We start from the raw sequence: 17,263 nt of genomic DNA, 5'->3' as shown, positions 1-17,263 counted from the left end.
GTCGGCAGAAGACATTCGTACGCACCGATGGCGGACTACGATCGACGGGAGCGCTCAGCTCACCACCCCATCTCAGCGATCCCGTCACCGGGGTCCGTTCCCGATGTCGAAAGAGGCCGAACCCGTTTGAGCCACCTGCAGGAGTTCTTCCGCATCCCACCGGGCGAACGCGACCATATTCCCGCGTTCCGCATCGCCCTGGGAGTCGCTATCCCACTCCTCGTGCTGCTCGGAATCGACCGCCTCGACCTCGCCGTCTATGCCGCCTTCGGCGCCTTCACCGGCATCTACGCACGCTTCGAATCCCCACGATCGCGGACCAGACGACAGTCGATCGCAGCCGCCGTCCTCGTCGTCTGCGTGGGCATCGGCGCCCTGCTCAGCAGCCTCGGAGCTTCGGTCTGGGTGCTCGTCGTCATCACCTCGCTCGTGTCCGGTGCGGGTGCGGCCATCGCCTTGCGCTTCCGGCTCAAACCCGGCGGGTCGATCTTCTTCATCTTCGCCACGGGAGCCGTCGGATCCATTCCGGGCGGCGCATCGGTGCCGGTGGCAATGGGTGTGGCGGCCGCCTCGGCGCTGGTGTGCATCGGTCTCGGAGCGCTCGCCCACTATGCCGGCGAACGCATGCCTCCGGATAAGGAGACCTATGTGCGGGTCGGGCTGTCACCGGTGGGCAAGTCCGATCTGGCCGCCCACGCCGCCCGATTCACGATCGCCCCGCTCATCGCCGGAGTTCTCGGCACCCTGCTCATCGATGTGCTGCCGCTGCTGTCCCACAGCTATTGGGCGATGGTCGCTGCGGTCGCACCGATCACCCCGCCCGGTCGGTCGGCCCGTCTCAAACGCGGCGTCCACCGTGTGGTCGGAACGCTGCTGGGCGTGATCGTCACCGCGTTCCTGCTGTCGTTCCCTACCGAGGCGTGGCAGCTGGTGGTCTGGGTGATCCTGCTGCAGTTCCTCGCCGAGATCTACGTGCTGCGCAACTATTCGGTGGCTCTGCTCTTCATCACTCCGTTGGCACTGCTCATGACCCAGATCGGCAGCCCGCACCCGGTTCCGGAGCTGCTGGCCTCCCGTGCCATCGAAACCGTCATCGGCGCCGTCGTCGGCATGATCGTCGTCATCGTCGGCTTCCGCAGTGTGAAGAGGACGCGCGCCGAAATCGATGCCTCGCCGCATGCCGATGACGACGACTGACCCTAGGAGGACACCATGACCACCAGCACCGAGGTGCTCGCCACCCTGGCCTCGCTCGAGGACGAGAAGATCCGCGCCGTCAACGCCCGCCACGGCGACGACCACGCGGTCAACCTGACGAAGCTGCGGGCTGTGGCGAAGGACCTGAAGAAGAACGACGAACTCGCCGGCGAGCTCTGGGCAACTGGTGACACTGCGGCCCGCCTCGTCGCGATCCTCATCATGCGCCCGAAGGCCTGGAGCGAAGCACAGCTCGATGAGATGCTGCGTGACTCCCGACTCCCGAAGGTCCACGGCTGGCTGGTCAGCTACATCGTCAAGAAGTCGCCCCACGCCGAGGCGCTGCGTCAGTCGTGGATGGACGATCCCGATCCGGTCGTCGCTTCCGCCGGCTGGGCACTGACGAGCGAACGGGTCAATAAGAAACCCGAAGGCCTAGACTTGTCCGGTTTGCTGGACACGATCGAGGCCGAGATGGCCGAGGCCCCCGAACGTCTGCAGTGGGCGATGAACGAGACGTTGTCCTATATCGGCATCGAGAACCCGGATCTGCGGAAACGTGCCATCGACATCGGTGAGCGCCTCGGCGTGCTCCGCGACTACCCGACTTCGCCCGGCTGCACCTCGCCCTTCGCCCCGACCTGGATCACGGAGATGGTGTCCCGCAACGCGGCGAAGTGAGCCGCGGCGCTGCTCCTATAGTGCCGGGTGACGGGTGTGGTGGTCCGTGACCTGCTGGAAGGCGTGACCGGCGGCCAGGACCAAGGGTTCGGCGAAGTCACCGCCGACGAACTGTGCAGCCAGGGGAGTGCCCCGGTCGGTGAACCCTGCGGGCAGAGTGATCGACGGCATTCCGCAGTTGTCGATCGGAGCCGTCGGCACGGTCACCGCAGCGAACAGCTTCTGGTCGGATCCCAGATTCGCCATCTGGGCGATCGTCGGTGAGGCGACGCCGATGCCCGGCAGCAGGAGCAGATCGATATCGGCCATGAGAGCGCGCATGCGGCCGGTGAAGTCCCGACGTGATTCGAGCAGACGGTGGTAGTCGACGGCGGAGAGTCCGCGCCCGATATCGATGAGACCGGACAGGTCGGGACCGTATTCGTCCGCTCGGGCCGGGTACGTCTTCGAGTGGACGCCGGCGGTCTCGACTCCGCACAGGGCCGTCCACTCCTGGGCCGCGGCCTCCATGTTGGGTGTCTCGACATCGAGGACCCGCCACCCCATTCCGGTGATCGTCTCGACGGTGTCTTCGAGCATCGCGTTCGTCGCGGCGTCGAAGTGCTCTTCGGCCAGGGTGCGGTCGAATCCGACGACCGGGGCCCGGTCGACGTGCAGCACATTGGGGTAGTCAGGCACCGGTTCGAGTGACGAGGTGGGATCGGCCGGATCGTGGCCGGCGATGGCCCGCAGCACGATCGCGGCATCACGGGAGCTGCGGGTCATCGGCCCGATGTGATCGAGGCTGGGAGCGAGTGCGAAGATGCCGTGGCGGGAGACCCGGCCCCAGGTCGGTTTGAGTCCCGTGACGCCATTGGCTGAGGACGGAAGGCGGATCGAGCCGCCGGTGTCCGAACCGAGAGAGGCGAAGCAGAGTCCGGCCGCGGTGGCCACACCGGATCCCGAGGAGGAGACGCCCGACCAGGTGTCGGCATCCCACGGATTGACCGGGGTCGGAAGGTCCGGATGGTGACCGGTGAACGCCCCTTCGGTCAGGCGCAGTTTGCCGAGGATGACGGCTCCGGCGGTTCGCAGTCGAGCGACGACGGTGGCATCGAAGTCGGGGCGGAAGTCCGCATGGATCGTGGTGCCTGCACCGGTCGGTGCGTCGTGGGTGTTCGCGAGGTCCTTCACCGCCACGGGGACACCGTGCAGATCGCCGAGCCAGTTCCCGCGGGACAGGAGCGCATCGGCGCGGTCGGCCTCGGCGAGGGCGGATTCGGCCATGACCGTGGCGAAGGCCTGCAGTCGGGGTTCGAGTCGCTCGATGCGTTCGAGCATCGCCTCGGTGACCTCACGGGAGGACAATTGCCTGGTGCGGATGAGAGTTGAGACTTCGTGGAGTTCGAGGAACGGGATCTCGGTGCTCGTCGGTGTGGTCATCATGCCTCCCTGCATCGGTTTCCATCACCCTAGCCGATCTTCTCACCAGGGGGAACAGTGATCTACGGGGTTATGCTCCGGCCAGTTCCCGCAATGCTTGGATGTGTGCCTCGAGGCGGCTGTTCCCGTCTTTGCTGATCGAGACCCAGGTGCGCGGGCGTTTGCCCACGTACCCCTTCTTCACCTCGATCATTCCGGCCTTCTCGAGTGCGGTGATGTGCCGGGAGAGCACGGAATCGGAGACGCCGAGGCTGTCGCGCAGCAGTTTGAACTCGGCCTTGTCCCGGTTCTTCAGGCTCGAGACGATGCCGAGCCTCGTGGGGTTGTTCAGCTCCGGTTCGAGCCGGGTCAGAGAATCTCCGAGGTGGGGGATTGCCTCGTCTTCGGTGTGCGCGTCCTCTGGTTCGGTCGCGGAGTTCTGTTTCGCAGTCATCGTCGGTCCCTCCTCAGCGGCGCAGGGCCAGCAGGGAGAAGACCGGGGCGGCGACCCATAGTAGTCCTGCGGCGATGAACGGGATCGGACCGCCGGCTGCGAACGAATCGGCCATGACGCCGACGATGAACGCGATGATGATGACGCCCAGCCATGTCAGCAGGAGGGCGGTGGAGCGGCGGCTCCAGGACAGGGCCTTGACGAGATAGACGACCAGGGCGGGAATGATCCAGCTCAGTCCGGCTCCGGCGATGATGAGCTGGGTGGTGTTGTCGTCGATGGTGCCGACGGCCATGAGTCCGACGGAGAGCCCGGCGGAGAGGACGAAGAGCAGTGTGACCAGAGGCCACGCATCGCCGCTGCGCGCCTGGGACTGGTTCGCTTCGACCTGGCTGAGGAGATCTGCAGCCTGCTGCGGGGTGGGGTTCGCGTCCATGTCGGTTCCTTTGAATGAGGTTGATCTGTGGAAGTAGTTCCACAGTACCAACTACTTTCCATATTGGAAAGTACTTTCACCAAAAACTCCCCCATTACTACCTGACGGCGGCCAGCTCCGTGGCTTCCTCCAAGTGTGCGTCTGTGACTTCGCCGGTGACGATGAGGGGATCGAAAGCGAGCTTCCAGCCCAGGCCCGTCGTGATCTGCTTCATAGCAGTCTCGGCGCCGGTCGTGTCGTAGCCGCCGTGGATCCAATAGGAGAACGGTCTGCCGGCGGTCGGTTCGCGCACCGCGTCATAGGTGGTGTCGAAGAAGTGCTTGAGGGCACCGGAGATATAGCCGAAGTTCGCGGTCGTGCCGAGCACATAGGCATCCGCGGCGAGCACATCAGCAACACTTGCCTCCAGCGCCGGGCGGATGGTGACGTCGATGTCGCCGAGCTCGGGCATTCGCAGTCCGGACTCGGCCGCCTCGGCGATTCGTACCGTCGCAGCGGACGGGGAATGATGAACGAGCAGAACGTTGACCATGGCCCCACCCTAGCCCCGGCCGGTGCCTTCCGTCAGCTGCCATGTCTACAGTGGAGCCATGGCAGTCATCTTCGACCCCCTGCGCGGACGTGTGCGTCCGGAAGCCAGCCACCCCGATGCCGCGATCATCGACGTGCTCACCGAGACCTATTCCGACGCGGACTGGGCGGTGCTCACCGGGGCGGGAATGAGCACGGACTCAGGCGTGCCCGACTACCGCGGACCGGATTCCCCGCCGCGGAATCCGATGACGATCCAGACTTTCCTCTCCCACCCCGATCAGCGCGCCAGGTACTGGGCGCGATCGTGGATGGGCTGGCCGCGGATGCGCGGCACCCAACCGAACCAAGCCCACCTCGCCCTGGCCGAGCTGCCGGTGGCCGGGATCATCACCCAGAATGTCGATGGCCTCCACCAATCCGCCGCCGAGGCGGTCGCCGCCGAACGCGGAAACGATTCCGGAGCGCCGGCGCCGAGTCCCGTCATCGATCTCCACGGCAGCCTCGACCGGGTGATCTGCCTGAGCAACGGACACCTGTTCGACCGTGATCTCGTGCAGCGGAGACTGAGTGAGCTCAATCCGGATTTCGCCGAGGAAGTCGGCATCGACCCGATCGACGTCGAAACCGCACCCGATGGCGACGTCGAACTCGAGGACACCGCCGGTTTCATCGTCCTCGACTGCCCCGAATGCGGTGGACTGCTCAAACCCGATGTCGTCTACTTCGGTGATTCCGTCCCCGCGGCCAGGGTCCAACAGGCCAATCGGATCGCTGACGAGGCCGCCGGCATCGTGGTGCTCGGTTCCTCTCTGGCGGTGCTGTCCGGTCTGCGATTCGTCAGGACGGCGGCAAAAGAGGGCAAACCCGTCGTCATCGTCACCGACGGGCCGACCCGAGGTGACGAATTCGCCGATTACCGGTCGATCTCCCGCGTCGCCGACTTCGTCACGACCTGGGCCCGCCGGTGAAGTGACAGGCCGGCGAAGCGACCGGGCGGTGAGATGACGAAGCGTCCAGGCGAGTCCAAGCCGGAGATGGAAGACTGGCGGGTATGAAAGACAATCTGGCACGCGCCGAACGACTGCGACTCGTCGACTCCGCCCGCCGCGCGGGTGAAGACGCCCCCACACTGTGCGAGGGATGGAACGTCAGGGATCTTGCCACTCACCTCGTCATCCGGGAACGCCACCCGCAGGCCGCCGCTGGCATCTTCATCCCGAAGTTCTCCGACCGTCTGCAGGCGAAGGAAGACGAGTACGCCGAGATGCCGTTCAGCCGGCTGCTCGGACTCGTCGCCGCACCGCCGAAATGGACTCCGGGTGCCCTGCCGGGAGTGGAGTCGGTGATGAACACGACCGAGTTCCTCGTCCACCATGAAGACATCCGCCGGGCCGCGATCGAATGGATTCCGCGCCGGCTGTCGCAGGCAGAGACCGCGACCGTCTGGGCACAGACGAAGGTGGCGCTTCTGCCCTACGCGGCGAAAGCGAAGGGTCCCGTGACGATCGAAGCTCCGGGCTTCGGTGCCCGCACAGCGGGGAAGAAGGGCGGCGGTGAGGCCGCGACGATCACCGGGGCACCGCTTGAACTGCTTCTCTACCTCATGGGACGAGAGGACCATGCGCTCGTCGACGTGCGCTGATCGGTGGCACCCACCTGCGCTGAGATCGGAGGCAGGGGAGTGTCGGGAAAACCCCCTCCAGGTCGGGGGATTGGTCCCTGTCGGCGTCCGGTGAAGTCTTCCTAGGCTGGTGTCAACAGCCGTTACCAAGGAGGTCAGCACCATGAACGCAGCACCCACCCCGACTCCGGATCAGTTCGACCATCCCTCCGCGGGACAGTACGCTCACCCGTCCACCGGACAGTACGAAGCACCGCAGAGCTACCAGAGCCAGAACCGCTATGGCCAGCGCGCCGAGGAGGATCCGGGCAAGGTGCTCGGCATCGTCTCGCTCGTGGCGACCCTGTCGACCTTCCTCGGATTCAACTTCATCGGACCCGTCATCGGCATCATCACCGGTCACATGGCGCGCAAGCGCTCACAGGAAGCCGGGTACGGAGACAACGAGATGGGCAAATGGGGCTTCATCTTAGGCCTCGGCTTCCTCGGACTCCTCGTCCTCGGATGGGCACTCGGAATCTCCTTCGGCATCGTCGGCGGCCTGGCCAGCCTCATGGCCGGCTGACCGCGAGAAGAAGACAACACCGACAGAGAAACGGCAGAGGGCCGACCCGGTTGGGTCGGCCCTCTGCCGTTGTCGGAAGCCCGTGTCAGACGAATTCAGTATCCGACCCAGGCTCCGCGTTCCTGGTCGAGGACCCGCGGATGCAGCAGCGTCGAGGCCTCGACCTTGCCCACAGAATCGCGATCACGGTCCGGTGGGAACGTCGTCGAGGCGGCGAGCACCTCGGCAGTGGCGAATTTCAACCCGTCTGGTGCATCATCGGGCACGGACACCTCGGGACCGTCTCCGTCGAGATCGGCGAGGAAGTATCCCCAATCACCGAAGCTGGGGACATCGACGTGATACGGAGTCGTCGACAGTCCCGCCTCGGCGACGGCCTCACCGATGCCCCAATAGGCTTCAGGGGCGAAATAGGGGGAGCCGGCCTGGACGACGAGGCGCGCCTCCGGGGACATCACCTGGCGGATGAGTCCGTAGAACTCGATACTGTAGAGCTTCGACGTCGCGACATCGTCGGGGTCGGGAAGATCGGCGATGACCGCGTCGTAGGCCGAATGCTTAGCCTCCCGCAGCCACGTGAAGGCATCGGCGGCGATCGTTCTCACCCGCGGATCGTCGAGGGAGCCGTCGTTGAACGCGGTGAAGTGCTCCGAGGTCTTCGCCAGTTCGAGGACCGCGGGGTCGAGGTCGACGAGCGTGACGGACTCGACGTCGGGATACTTGAGGATCTCACGCACGGCCAGGCCATCACCGCCGCCGAGGACGAGGACGTTGCGGCGCGGACCGTCCAGCAGCGGATGGACGAGGCTTTCGTGATAGCGGTACTCATCGGCCGAGGCGAACTGCAGATCCCCGTTGAGGAACAGCCGCGTATCACCGGTCCGCTTCGCCTCGGTGAGCACGATCTCCTGGTAGTCCGACCGCTGCGAATACACGATCGGATCCCGGTAGAGACGCTGGCGGGTGGTGACCTCGATATCGTCGGTGTACACCCACACCACAGTGAGCCCGCCGAGGATGAGCACAAGTAGCGTTGCCAACATGAGTTGGGCGGCGCGGCTGAGTTCAGAGCGGAAGAGCCAGAGGACGATGAGGATGCCCACCAGCGCATTCGTCATCCCCACTGCCAGCGCACCGCGCGGCAATCCGAGCAGCGGCAGCAGGAGGAACGGGAAGGCGAGCCCGCCGATGAGTCCGCCCACATAGTCGGCGGCGAAGAGGTCGGCCACCGCGCTCGAGGCCTTCTGCGCCCGAATACGCTGGACGAGCTCCATGAGCAGCGGGATTTCCGCGCCGATGAGCGCGCCGATGACGAACGCGAGGGCCACCATGGCCACGGTGTAGACATCGGCGAAGGCGAAGGCGAGATAGAGCAGAATGACCGACAGCCCGCCGATGATGCCCAGGGCCGCCTCGATGAGTGCGAAGGAGACGGCGGCGAACCCAGTCAGCCGTTTCGTCGCCAGCGATCCGATGCCCATCGCGAAGACCATGACGGACAGGACGATGGAGGCCTGGACGATGGTGTCGCCGAGCAGATAGGAGCCCAGGGCCACGAGCGCGAGCTCGTAGACCATTCCGCAGCTCGCGCAGATGAACACGGCGAGCAGGACGAAGAATCGGGCTGGCCCCGGACGCATCGGCAAAGTGATCGGTCGGGCCGCCTCGGTGGTGGTGTCGGTCGGTGCGGTCCCGGCCGAGTGCCGACCGGATTCGTCAGCGGTGCTCAAAGGAGGGCTGCGGCCATGATGCCCGCGATGCCCAGGTGGGCGGTGGCGTTGACCCAGACCTCGGGGTGCATCTGTGGGGAGTTGATGATGTCGCCGGTCTTGCCCGGGGTGAGCAGGCCGATGAGCACGAAGCTCACTCCCATGAGGATGATGCCGAGGATGCCGAAGACGAGGGTGGACAGGATGCCTGCGGCCAGGTCATCGGAGCTCGCGCGGATGGCTGCGATGACGATGATCGCGACTCCGGCCAGGTCGGAGGCGACGAGGACCGCGGCATTGCGCGACTTCTGCTCCCACAGGATGACGTGGAGCTTGCCCGGGGTGAGCAGGTCGACGACGAAGTAGCCGATGACCATGAGGAGGAGTCCGCAGCCCGCATAGGAGAGGACGACTCCGGTCTCGTAGATGAGGTAATTCAGGAGCATGTCTGCCTTTCGCTGTGCCTGATCGTGCCTATTTTCCGGTGCCCGGTCCGCCGCCGCGGAAGCCGGAGCCGTCGCCGTAGTTCGATCCGCCGCCGGTGAAGAACGGGAGGAAGAAGAATCCGCCGCCTCCGGAGCGGGACGAGTCGCAGCCGACGTAGTCGTAGCTGCTGCCGTTCTTCTCGTAATCGCCCTCACCGGGATTCGAGACGTATTGGCCGTTGCTGAGGTCGTAGTCACCGCAGTTCGACGACCCGGACGAGCCGCAGCCTTGGAACATGTTGCCGATGACGATGAGGATGACGACGAAGAAGATGATCGTTCCGCAGCCGATGCGGCGCGGCTTCCGCCCCGATCCGCCGCCGGGCCGCTGCGGTCCGCTGGGACGTTGGGGGCCGGATGGACCGGAGTTTTCGCGGTCGAAGTTGAAAGAGCCGCCGCCCATCGAGACGTTCGGTCCCTGGCTCATGTCGACCTCCTCAATTCGGAGCTGCTGTGCACGATCTCTCCATGCTGCGGGTAGCAGTGCCACGACTGCCAGGCGATCCGGTCGGGACCTGCTGCGGTCAGCGACAGTGCCGTCAGTGCGCCGGGCTGTCCGGGGAACGCGACCGAGAGGTGGTCGTCTGCGGTGAGGGCACGGTCGGCACCGGCGGCGAGCACCTCGGCGGCGGCCCTCGGGAAGTCCCCGGTCACGTGGGTGCGAGTCGCGGTGAATCGGTGTTCGGTGAATCCGGCCCACCGACCGTGGCGGATGTTCTCGTGGTCCCACTGCGGTCGTGACGGCGACGGACCGTCGGCATCTTCACCGAGGCAGGCGAAGGTTTCGATGAACGCATCCTCGCCCAGGATCGCCTGGTGGGAGGAGCCGATGACGGTCAGTGTCAGGGTGAGGTGCGGTGCCGCCTCGGCGAGGGTGGACTCTGTGTCAGTGGGTGCGGCTACCGTGGGCACATCGATGCGGCGGGCAGCCAGCGGGGCGATCCGGCCGTGGTCGAGGCTCAGCCGCAGCGCCTCGGCACTGGTGTCGGTGAAGGGGACGTCGAGCGGGCGGGGGAGGGTGAGCATCAGCTGCCGGAGTAGATGGTGAAGGAACCGGTCGGGATGGTCTCTCCCGTGCTCACTTCCCAACGTCCGTGGTCGAAGCGTTCGAAGGCGAGCAGACGGCCGTCGCCGGATTCGTAGTCGACATAGTCGACCCCGCCCTTCTCGTTCAGTCCCGTGGTGCCTTCGGACCGGTAGGAGGCGGTGCCGTGCTCGACGAGGTCGTAGTCGGTGCCGTCGATGGTGATGGTCCGGGCCTTCGGTTCGATGTCGAGGTCGGGGCGGTCGCGCCAGCGGGCGACCTGCACGTCGGGATCGCGTTCGACGCTCAGCCACATGCGGGTCGCCGAGGCGTCGGCCTGGAAGAAGTGCTCGGCCCAGTCGTAGCCGCCCTCTGAGATGCGCAGAGTGCCGCGGACGAAGAACTTCTCATTGCCGAATTCGAGGAGATCGCCGGCCTTGATCGCCTCGGGGTCACCGCCGGTGTTCTGGTCGGGGGCGAAAGGATCGCGCGGGGCGGCTGGCTGCTGTGCCTGCTCCTGTTTCCGAGCCTTGTTGGCGCGAGAGCGGATGACGAGCACGGTCACGAGGACGACGATGATGAAGACGAGGACGGCGATGAGGAGTTCTGTGGGCACGGCGGTCTGCTTCGTTTCGGTGGCCGGACGGGTCACCGCCCACTCTAGTCGACCGGAATGTCACGCGCGGCTGTGATCGTCCTTCTTCTCCAGAGCGGTCATCGTGTCGGCGATGAAGAACCCGAGGTCCCGGTTGAGTGCGAGCATCGGTTCGTTGTCCGTCGCCGTATACGTCTGCACCCATTCCGCCGAGGCGGTCGCCGCGACCGCGGGCAGCTGACGCAGGTTCGCGACCTTGAGGGCCCGACCGATCCCGCGTCCGCGATAGGCGCGGTCGACGAGTGTGTCCTCCTGGATGACGATCTGCGGATCGTGCGAGGAGACCATGATCTCCGTATAGCCGACGGCGACTTCGCCCACGTGCGCCATCGAGCTGACCAAGGTCCAACCCTGTTCTTCCATCCGCTCCTCGTGGCTGCGGATCGCCGCGGTGCTGGCATGGGTGGCGGTGCGGGTGAGCTCACCGACGGGCACGTCCTCGTCCATCTGCTCCCGCAGCTGGGTCCAGGACTCCAACACCTCCTCGGGGCAGGCTCCGATCCATGAGGTGACCGAGAAGTCCGGGTCCTCCCTGATCACTGGCACGACCGTCGAGGCTCCCGAATCCTTGTACCGATTCGCATCGGCGTCCAGATAGGTGGGAAGGTCGAGCAGCAGCCGGTGCTCTTCGTTGCCGATGCTCATCCCGTGCGCCTGTGCGAAGGCGACTCCGGCCGGGCAGTAGGTCTCGGTCTGTACGATCGCCGAGGATCGGTCACCGTTCACAAGGAACTGTGCGGCTGCCTCTGCGAGGGCGGTGCCGATCTTGCGGCGTCGATGGGGAGGGAGGACCCCGAGTTCGACGGTGGCGGTGCAATCCGTTATCAGGTTGATCTCGGCGCCGCCGACAGGTTCGTCGTTGAGGTGGGCGATGAGGGCAATGTCTTCTTTGTCGATGCGCGGCCGGGCGAATTGGGCCACCGTGGTGTCGGGGCTGCGCCACCACGCTGCGGAGCGTTCGCACGTGTAGGCGATGCGCATGAGGTCGTTCCACCCGATGAGCGCGTCCTCATCGTCGGCAGCGATGCGAGTGATCTGAATCTCAGACATGGTGAAAGTCGATCACGGGAGGTACCGGTTTTCAAGGATGCCGGTGCCCGGGATCAGGACTCTCGGGGCTCGTCGGGGTTGTCGGTGCTGGGATCCTCGGGTTGGGTCCGGCCCTCAGCGGAACCGCGGTCGGGCGGGTCGGTGGGGTCCGCCTCGGCGTGGGGATCGTGTTTGGGCAGGCGGGATCCGATATGCGAACCGGGGGTGTTCATCACCCGGTAGACGAGGAAGGCACCGATGCCGAAGACGACGATGATGCATAGGGTGAGGAAGATGACTGCGCCGAGTCCGGGCTGCATCATTTCGCCATTCGACGGCGGTCGAAGTAGTTTGCGAAGCGGGCCTTGAAGGACCCCATCCCGATCGATCCGCCCACGTGTACGAGGGGGCGACGGCCGTTCGGCACCGCGTTGACCACGGATTTCACACTGCCCCAGGTCTTCGACAGCTGATCCACGTTGACCGCCCAGTCATCCGGGATGACGACGACGACCGAGCCCATTCCGGCGACGATCTCGACTTCGATGACCTCGAGATCGGTCTCGACCTCGAGGAAGTTCAGTTCGATGTTCGACATCGAGGGTTCGCAGCGGATGTAGGGCGGGACAGCCCATCTGGCGCGGCGGAGCTCGGACTCCCAGCCGGCTTTGATGACGAGCGGGTCGAAGCGGTCATGGCCTTGGACCTCCATCGCACGGCCGGCGGCTGGAGCGATCGCCGAGGAAGGGCGGAAGCGATCGGAGGGCAGTTCGGTGGTGAGGTCGGAGAGAACTTCGTCGAGGTCGATGGGGAACTTCGCGGATTGGACCTTCTCCATCCGCTCGTCGAGCTCGTCGACAGTGATCCGACCGTCGCCGGCGGCTTCGCGCAGCATCTCGATCGCCTCATCGCGTTCCTTGTGGCCGATGCGGAAGGTCTTCGCGGGATCGTTCTCGTCGGGGGAGGGGGTGGCTGAGCTCATGATCTCTATCGTGCCTGATCGGGAAGTCAGCGACAACGGCGGGACTCCGGGGGCCGTGTCTCGTGTCAGTCGTTGGCATTAGGCTAGGAGACGTGTCCACCGCACTGTACAGAAGATACCGCCCAGAGACCTTCGACGAGGTCATCGGTCAGGAGCATGTGACCGATCCGCTGAAGGCCGCCATCGAACGTGGCCGCATCAACCATGCCTACCTGTTCTCCGGCCCGCGCGGGTGTGGAAAGACCACCTCGGCGCGGATCCTGGCCCGGTGCCTCAACTGTGAGCAGGGGCCGACTCCGGTGCCGTGCGGGGAATGCCCGAGCTGTCGGGATCTGGCCAACGGCGGACCCGGTTCGCTCGACGTCGTCGAGATCGACGCGGCCAGCCACAACGGCGTCGATGACGCTCGCGACCTGCGTGAGCGTGCCGTCTACGCGCCCGCGCGTGACCGGTACAAGGTGTTCATCCTCGACGAGGCACATATGGTCACCTCGCAGGGCTTCAATGCTCTGCTCAAGATCGTCGAAGAGCCACCGCCGCACATCAAATTCGTCTTCGCCACGACCGAGCCCGAGAAGGTCATCGGCACGATTCGTTCGCGGACCCACCACTATCCGTTCCGCCTGGTGCCGCCGGAGGCCCTGGGCAACTATCTCGAAGAGCTGTGCACGCGTGAAGGCGTGCAGGTGGCCAAGGGCGTGCTGCCGCTGGTCGTCCGGGCCGGCGGAGGTTCGGTGCGTGACACACTGTCGGTCCTCGACCAGCTCATAGCCGGTTCCGGGCCGGACGGGGTCGACTACGGTCGGGCCATCGCGCTGCTTGGATACACTCCGGATTCGCTGCTGTCGGACATCGTCGATGCGTTCTCCGCCGGTGATGGTGCCGGGGTGTATCGCGCGGTCGAGCGGGTCATCGAATCCGGTCAGGATCCGCGGCGCTTCGTCGAAGATCTGTTGGAGCGCTTCCGCGATCTCATCGTCATCAATGCCGCCCCAGAGGCGGCCCATGCCTTCCTGCCCGAAGTGCCGCCGGATCGTCTGGAGCGGCTGACCCTGCAGGCCAACGGCTTCGGGCAGGGTGAGCTCTCCCGTGCCGCGGACCTTCTGAATGTGGGACTGACGGAGATGTCGGGTGCCACTTCGCCGAGGCTGCAGCTCGAGCTCATCTGTGCCCGTATTCTGCTGCCCGGCTCGGGTCGCAGCCGGGATGCTGTGCTCAGCAGGGTCGAGCGGATGGAACGTCGCATCGGCATGTCGGCCACGGGTGTGGCCGCGAACGTACCGCCTGCGCAGGTCTCGGATCAGGGGGCTGCGGCCGGTGGGGCCGGTCAGGGGCAGGCACCTGCTGCCGGTCAGGGACAGTCGACCGGTCAGCCGTCATCCGGTGGAGCGTCTGCCAGTGGGGCAGGCCGCGGAGCCGGGGCACCGGCCGCGAACGCAGCCGCCGGACAGAACCAGAGCGCCGCTCATGACGACTTCGACGACATCGCGGCCATGGCCGCAGCCGCCGAGTCGATGCTCAATGAGCCTGCTGGGCAGCCAGTGCATCAGGATCAGTCGGGTCAGCAGGAGCAGCAGAGGCAGTCGGGTCAGCCAGAGCAGCCGGGTCAGCAAGGGCACCGGACTCAACCGGAACCGTCGTCGCAGGACGCGTCTCAGGCTCGGCCGGACCAGCGGGCTCAGTCGGATCGGCAGGGGCAGCCTACCCAATACGATCAACAGGCTCGGCAGGAACAGCGAACTCAGCAGGAGCCGCCGTCGCGGCACGAGCCGCAGGCTCAGCCCGTACCAGCGAACGACGGTCAGCAGTCTGCCGAAGACGCTCCGGCCGCAGGTGAGCGCCCGTCAGCGCAGAATCAGCAGCCGTCGTCCGAACCCTCGTCGTCGACAGGTCGTGCGCCGGAAACCGCGCCGCAGCCTGAGCAGAACAACCAGCAGATGCCAGATCCAGCTGGTGCCCCGTCGCACGGCTCCCCACGGGATTCTGCGCCGGTGAACCAGCCTCAGCGTCAGGCGGCGGAGCAGTCTCAGAACCAGTCCGGTCCGGCGCCGACGTCTGCGGCGCCCAAGGGACCAGAAGAAGATTCGCAGTCAGAGCAGGCAGCGGCACCGGAAGCCACCTCGGTGGCAGGATCCGGTGACATCGGCGGCGAGATCGAAGCCATCCGCCGAGCATGGCCGAGCATCCTCGCCTCGGTGGAGAAGCGCAGCCGTCTGACTCGCGCGATCATCGCAGCCAATGCGATCCCACAGTCGTTCTCCGACGGGGTCGTCTACCTCGGCTTCAACAACGCCGGTTCTGTGCAGGGATTCCAGCAGCGCGACCACGCGGCCAAACTCGCCGCGGCGATCAACGATGTCCTCGGCATCCAGGCTCGAATCGACATCGGCGATGTCGGCCGGATCGGCGGCGGGAGTGCCGGAGGCGGAAACCAGGGCAAAGGTTCCTCGGCTCCGTCCATGAACGACTCCGGAGGCAACCACGGCCCGGCGTCGAGTCAGCGCCGCCCGAGCCCGCAGGAAGTTGCCGCAGTCGTCGGCACCCGTGAAGTCGATAAGCCGCAGGTCGACCACGAGAAGTTCTGGGAACCGAGCGGTCCGACCCAGGGTCCTTGGTCCTCCGACGACGAGGAGGGAGAACAGCCGGGCCAACCGACTGAACCCACGACACAAGGCAACACCGCTGGTGCGGCCGAGCAAGCTGATGAGGGATCCGCCACTGCTGAGCAGTCCGGCGGCGCCGGCGCGAGCACGAACTCACCGCAAGATGATGCGGGCCCGGCAACTGAGGCTGCGCCCGATTCCTCGACCCCTCAGGCTCCCGCGTCGGACTCATCCGTGCCTGAAACTCAAGCGTGGAACGCTCCTGAACCGAGCGTCCCTGAACATGACGCCTCAGAATCAGCCGTCCCAGACGTCGTTGTCCCCGACCTCTCCGACGACGACTTCTTCGGTCCACCGGCAGACGCCGGAACCGAACCAGCCCATACCGGAACCGATTCGGCAGGTACTGCACCGGCCGACGAATTCGGCCATACTGATCCTTCCCCTCAGCAAGGATCAGCGTCTGCGGGTTCGTCCGGGTACACCGACAATTCGCCGATGGAGTACGTCGAACCGCGGTGGGAGGAACCGAATTGGAACGACGGTCCTTCACCGATAGACGCCTCACCGACGGGCACTGCGTCGACAGGCACCGACTCGAGCGACGTCGATGAGACGAGCGCCGGCAGCGGAGCCGTCGATGTCGGAGCCGTCGTCGTACCACCACCGGACGACGATCTCGACTACCCCGACCTTTCCGACGGTCCCAGCAGCTTCGGGGGAGGCGCCTTCGAACAGCCGGCACCAGCCGTGCAGTCTCCGCCGCCGACATCGGCTCATGGGGGAGAGAAGCCGTTCAAGTCGCGCTTCGCAGCCCTCGCCGAGAAGCACGGTGTCAACACCACCCCGCCCGCCGGATCCGGATACGGATCTGGACCACAGGGCAACCCTGCGGGCGGGTCAGCATCGGGAGCCGCCTCGGCGCCGGGATCGAACCCCTACCCGCAGCGGTCGGGATCGGACGAGGACGAGTATGATCCGGAAACGGACCTCGACGTCTCCGAAGCGCCGCAGATGGGCGTCGACGTGATCGCACGGGTCCTCGGCGGCGAAATCATTGACGAAAGAGAAGTATGAGCGCTGTATACGAAGGTGCCCTTCAGGACTTGGTCGAAGAGTTCGGCAAGCTTCCGGGCATCGGGCCGAAATCGGCCCAGCGTCTGGCGTTCCACATCCTGCAGACGGACTCGCAGGACGTCAATGCTTTGGCACAGGCGCTCACCGACGTGAAGAAACGGGTGCGGTTCTGCGAGATCTGCGGAAACGTCTCCGAAGAAGCCGAGTGCACGGTGTGCCAGGATCCGCGCCGCGACCGATCGATGATCTGTGTGGTCGAAGAGCCCAAGGACGTTGTCGCGATCGAACGAACCCGGGAATACCGGGGGCTTTATCACGTCCTCGGCGGAGCCATCGACCCGATGGCAGGGGTCGGGCCTGACAATCTGCGGATCAAGGAACTCATGACCCGCCTGCAGGACGGCGAGGTCAAGGAGACCGTCATCGCCACCGACCCGAACCTCGAAGGCGAAGCCACCGCCACTTACCTCGTCCGGCTGCTCGGATCACTCGGAGTGACCGTCACCCGTCTGGCCTCGGGGCTGCCCGTCGGCGGCGACCTCGAATACGCCGACGAAGTCACCCTCGGTCGAGCATTCTCCGGTCGTCGCGAAATCGACTGACCGCCTCGGCGAGGGGGTGAGATCCGGTGTTCACAGCCCCGGAGTATAACGATTTCTGAACAGGGGCTGAACGGCCGTTGATCAACCTCCGTCTCGCCCATGTGCGCGGCGATCGAGCGGGGTGCGGACAAGTGACATTCGGCCCGGTCAGGCGGTGTCTGAATGGCGGTCGAAGGTGAACCGAAATGACCTACCTCATACAATGGTT

Annotated in this window: 19 protein-coding genes; 7 read left to right on the top strand and 12 right to left on the bottom strand. The window is 65.6% G+C overall.

The genetic code is table 11. The features are described from left to right. Positions 1–126 precede the first annotated feature (126 nt). On the top strand, positions 127–1,197 hold the full coding sequence (locus tag BEP01S_RS15160; RefSeq protein ID WP_062244902.1) for an FUSC family protein: 1,071 nt from the start codon (positions 127–129) through the stop codon (positions 1,195–1,197). 15 nt (positions 1,198–1,212) lie between these two features. Next, positions 1,213–1,878 carry a DNA alkylation repair protein gene (locus tag BEP01S_RS15155; protein WP_062244899.1) on the top strand — a complete coding sequence of 222 codons (666 nt, stop codon included), beginning with the start codon at positions 1,213–1,215 and terminating at the stop codon, positions 1,876–1,878. A gap of 15 nt (positions 1,879–1,893) precedes the next feature. Here BEP01S_RS15155 and BEP01S_RS15150 read toward each other — a convergent pair whose 3' ends face one another. The 4 genes from BEP01S_RS15150 to BEP01S_RS15135 all read right to left on the bottom strand — a co-directional run bounded on the left by BEP01S_RS15150 (position 1,894) and on the right by BEP01S_RS15135 (position 4,701). Beyond that, entirely contained in the window at positions 1,894–3,300 is a 1,407-nt protein-coding gene (locus BEP01S_RS15150) for an amidase (protein WP_062245225.1), read from the bottom strand. A 70-nt stretch (positions 3,301–3,370) separates the two neighbouring features. After that, complete coding sequence (locus BEP01S_RS15145) at positions 3,371–3,733, bottom strand: winged helix-turn-helix domain-containing protein (RefSeq protein WP_083532759.1); 363 nt, start codon at positions 3,731–3,733, stop codon at positions 3,371–3,373. A gap of 13 nt (positions 3,734–3,746) precedes the next feature. After that, positions 3,747–4,169 (bottom strand): hypothetical protein, encoded by a 423-nt coding sequence (locus tag BEP01S_RS15140; RefSeq protein WP_062244897.1) that lies wholly within the window; start codon positions 4,167–4,169, stop codon positions 3,747–3,749. Positions 4,170–4,266: 97 nt separating this feature from the next. Continuing rightward, positions 4,267–4,701, bottom strand: a complete 435-nt coding sequence (locus BEP01S_RS15135; protein WP_062244894.1) for a flavodoxin family protein — start codon at positions 4,699–4,701, stop codon at positions 4,267–4,269. A gap of 58 nt (positions 4,702–4,759) precedes the next feature. On the opposite strand from BEP01S_RS15135, the gene BEP01S_RS15130 reads away from it, so the two are divergent. From BEP01S_RS15130 to BEP01S_RS15120, 3 genes are all read left to right on the top strand, one after another. After that, complete coding sequence (locus tag BEP01S_RS15130) at positions 4,760–5,671, top strand: Sir2 family NAD-dependent protein deacetylase (RefSeq protein WP_062244891.1); 912 nt, start codon at positions 4,760–4,762, stop codon at positions 5,669–5,671. Positions 5,672–5,754: 83 nt separating this feature from the next. Continuing rightward, a complete protein-coding gene (locus BEP01S_RS15125) occupies positions 5,755–6,345 on the top strand; it encodes a TIGR03085 family metal-binding protein (RefSeq protein WP_062244888.1) in 591 nt (196 codons plus the stop codon). Between the two features lie 142 nt (positions 6,346–6,487). Then, positions 6,488–6,889, top strand: coding sequence for a DUF4190 domain-containing protein (locus BEP01S_RS15120; RefSeq protein ID WP_062244885.1), 402 nt, complete (start codon positions 6,488–6,490; stop codon positions 6,887–6,889). Between the two features lie 95 nt (positions 6,890–6,984). Here the strand turns inward: BEP01S_RS15120 and BEP01S_RS15115 are convergent, their stop codons facing one another. Genes BEP01S_RS15115 through BEP01S_RS15080 form a run of 8 tightly spaced genes read right to left on the bottom strand, consistent with a single transcriptional unit; the run spans position 6,985 to position 12,773 of the window. Beyond that, on the bottom strand, positions 6,985–8,619 hold the full coding sequence (locus BEP01S_RS15115; RefSeq protein ID WP_244882285.1) for a polyamine aminopropyltransferase: 1,635 nt from the start codon (positions 8,617–8,619) through the stop codon (positions 6,985–6,987). After that, on the bottom strand, positions 8,616–9,044 hold the full coding sequence (locus BEP01S_RS15110; protein WP_052240077.1) for a DUF350 domain-containing protein: 429 nt from the start codon (positions 9,042–9,044) through the stop codon (positions 8,616–8,618). The genes BEP01S_RS15115 and BEP01S_RS15110 overlap by 4 nt, the downstream gene beginning before the upstream one ends. A gap of 28 nt (positions 9,045–9,072) precedes the next feature. Continuing rightward, on the bottom strand, positions 9,073–9,510 hold the full coding sequence (locus BEP01S_RS15105) for a hypothetical protein (RefSeq protein WP_062244881.1): 438 nt from the start codon (positions 9,508–9,510) through the stop codon (positions 9,073–9,075). Then, positions 9,507–10,109 carry a DUF2617 family protein gene (locus BEP01S_RS15100; protein ID WP_062244878.1) on the bottom strand — a complete coding sequence of 201 codons (603 nt, stop codon included), beginning with the start codon at positions 10,107–10,109 and terminating at the stop codon, positions 9,507–9,509. The genes BEP01S_RS15105 and BEP01S_RS15100 overlap by 4 nt, the downstream gene beginning before the upstream one ends. Beyond that, positions 10,109–10,723: a DUF4178 domain-containing protein gene (locus BEP01S_RS15095; protein WP_062245216.1), complete on the bottom strand. Its 615-nt coding sequence runs from the start codon at positions 10,721–10,723 to the stop codon at positions 10,109–10,111. Before BEP01S_RS15095 ends, BEP01S_RS15100 begins: the two co-directional genes overlap by 1 nt. Before the next feature lie 60 nt (positions 10,724–10,783). Beyond that, positions 10,784–11,812, bottom strand: coding sequence for a GNAT family N-acetyltransferase (locus BEP01S_RS15090; protein WP_062244875.1), 1,029 nt, complete (start codon positions 11,810–11,812; stop codon positions 10,784–10,786). 53 nt (positions 11,813–11,865) lie between these two features. After that, the gene (locus BEP01S_RS15085; RefSeq protein WP_039211087.1) at positions 11,866–12,114 is read right to left on the bottom strand and encodes a hypothetical protein; all 249 of its coding nucleotides are present in this window, start codon (positions 12,112–12,114) and stop codon (positions 11,866–11,868) included. Continuing rightward, positions 12,111–12,773 (bottom strand): DUF1707 SHOCT-like domain-containing protein, encoded by a 663-nt coding sequence (locus tag BEP01S_RS15080; RefSeq protein WP_039211088.1) that lies wholly within the window; start codon positions 12,771–12,773, stop codon positions 12,111–12,113. The genes BEP01S_RS15085 and BEP01S_RS15080 overlap by 4 nt, the downstream gene beginning before the upstream one ends. Before the next feature lie 92 nt (positions 12,774–12,865). Between BEP01S_RS15080 and BEP01S_RS15075 the strand changes: the two genes are divergently transcribed. Both BEP01S_RS15075 and recR read left to right on the top strand, forming a co-directional pair. Next, positions 12,866–16,453, top strand: coding sequence for a DNA polymerase III subunit gamma and tau (locus tag BEP01S_RS15075; protein WP_062244872.1), 3,588 nt, complete (start codon positions 12,866–12,868; stop codon positions 16,451–16,453). After that, positions 16,450–17,055, top strand: a complete 606-nt coding sequence (recR, locus tag BEP01S_RS15070; protein ID WP_025780860.1) for a recombination mediator RecR — start codon at positions 16,450–16,452, stop codon at positions 17,053–17,055. Before BEP01S_RS15075 ends, recR begins: the two co-directional genes overlap by 4 nt. The last annotated feature ends 208 nt before the right edge of the window (positions 17,056–17,263 follow it).

This window comes from Brevibacterium epidermidis NBRC 14811 (assembly GCF_001570805.1).
Lineage (GTDB): Bacteria > Actinomycetota > Actinomycetes > Actinomycetales > Brevibacteriaceae > Brevibacterium > Brevibacterium epidermidis.
This window is presented reverse-complemented; position numbering and strand designations above follow the sequence as displayed.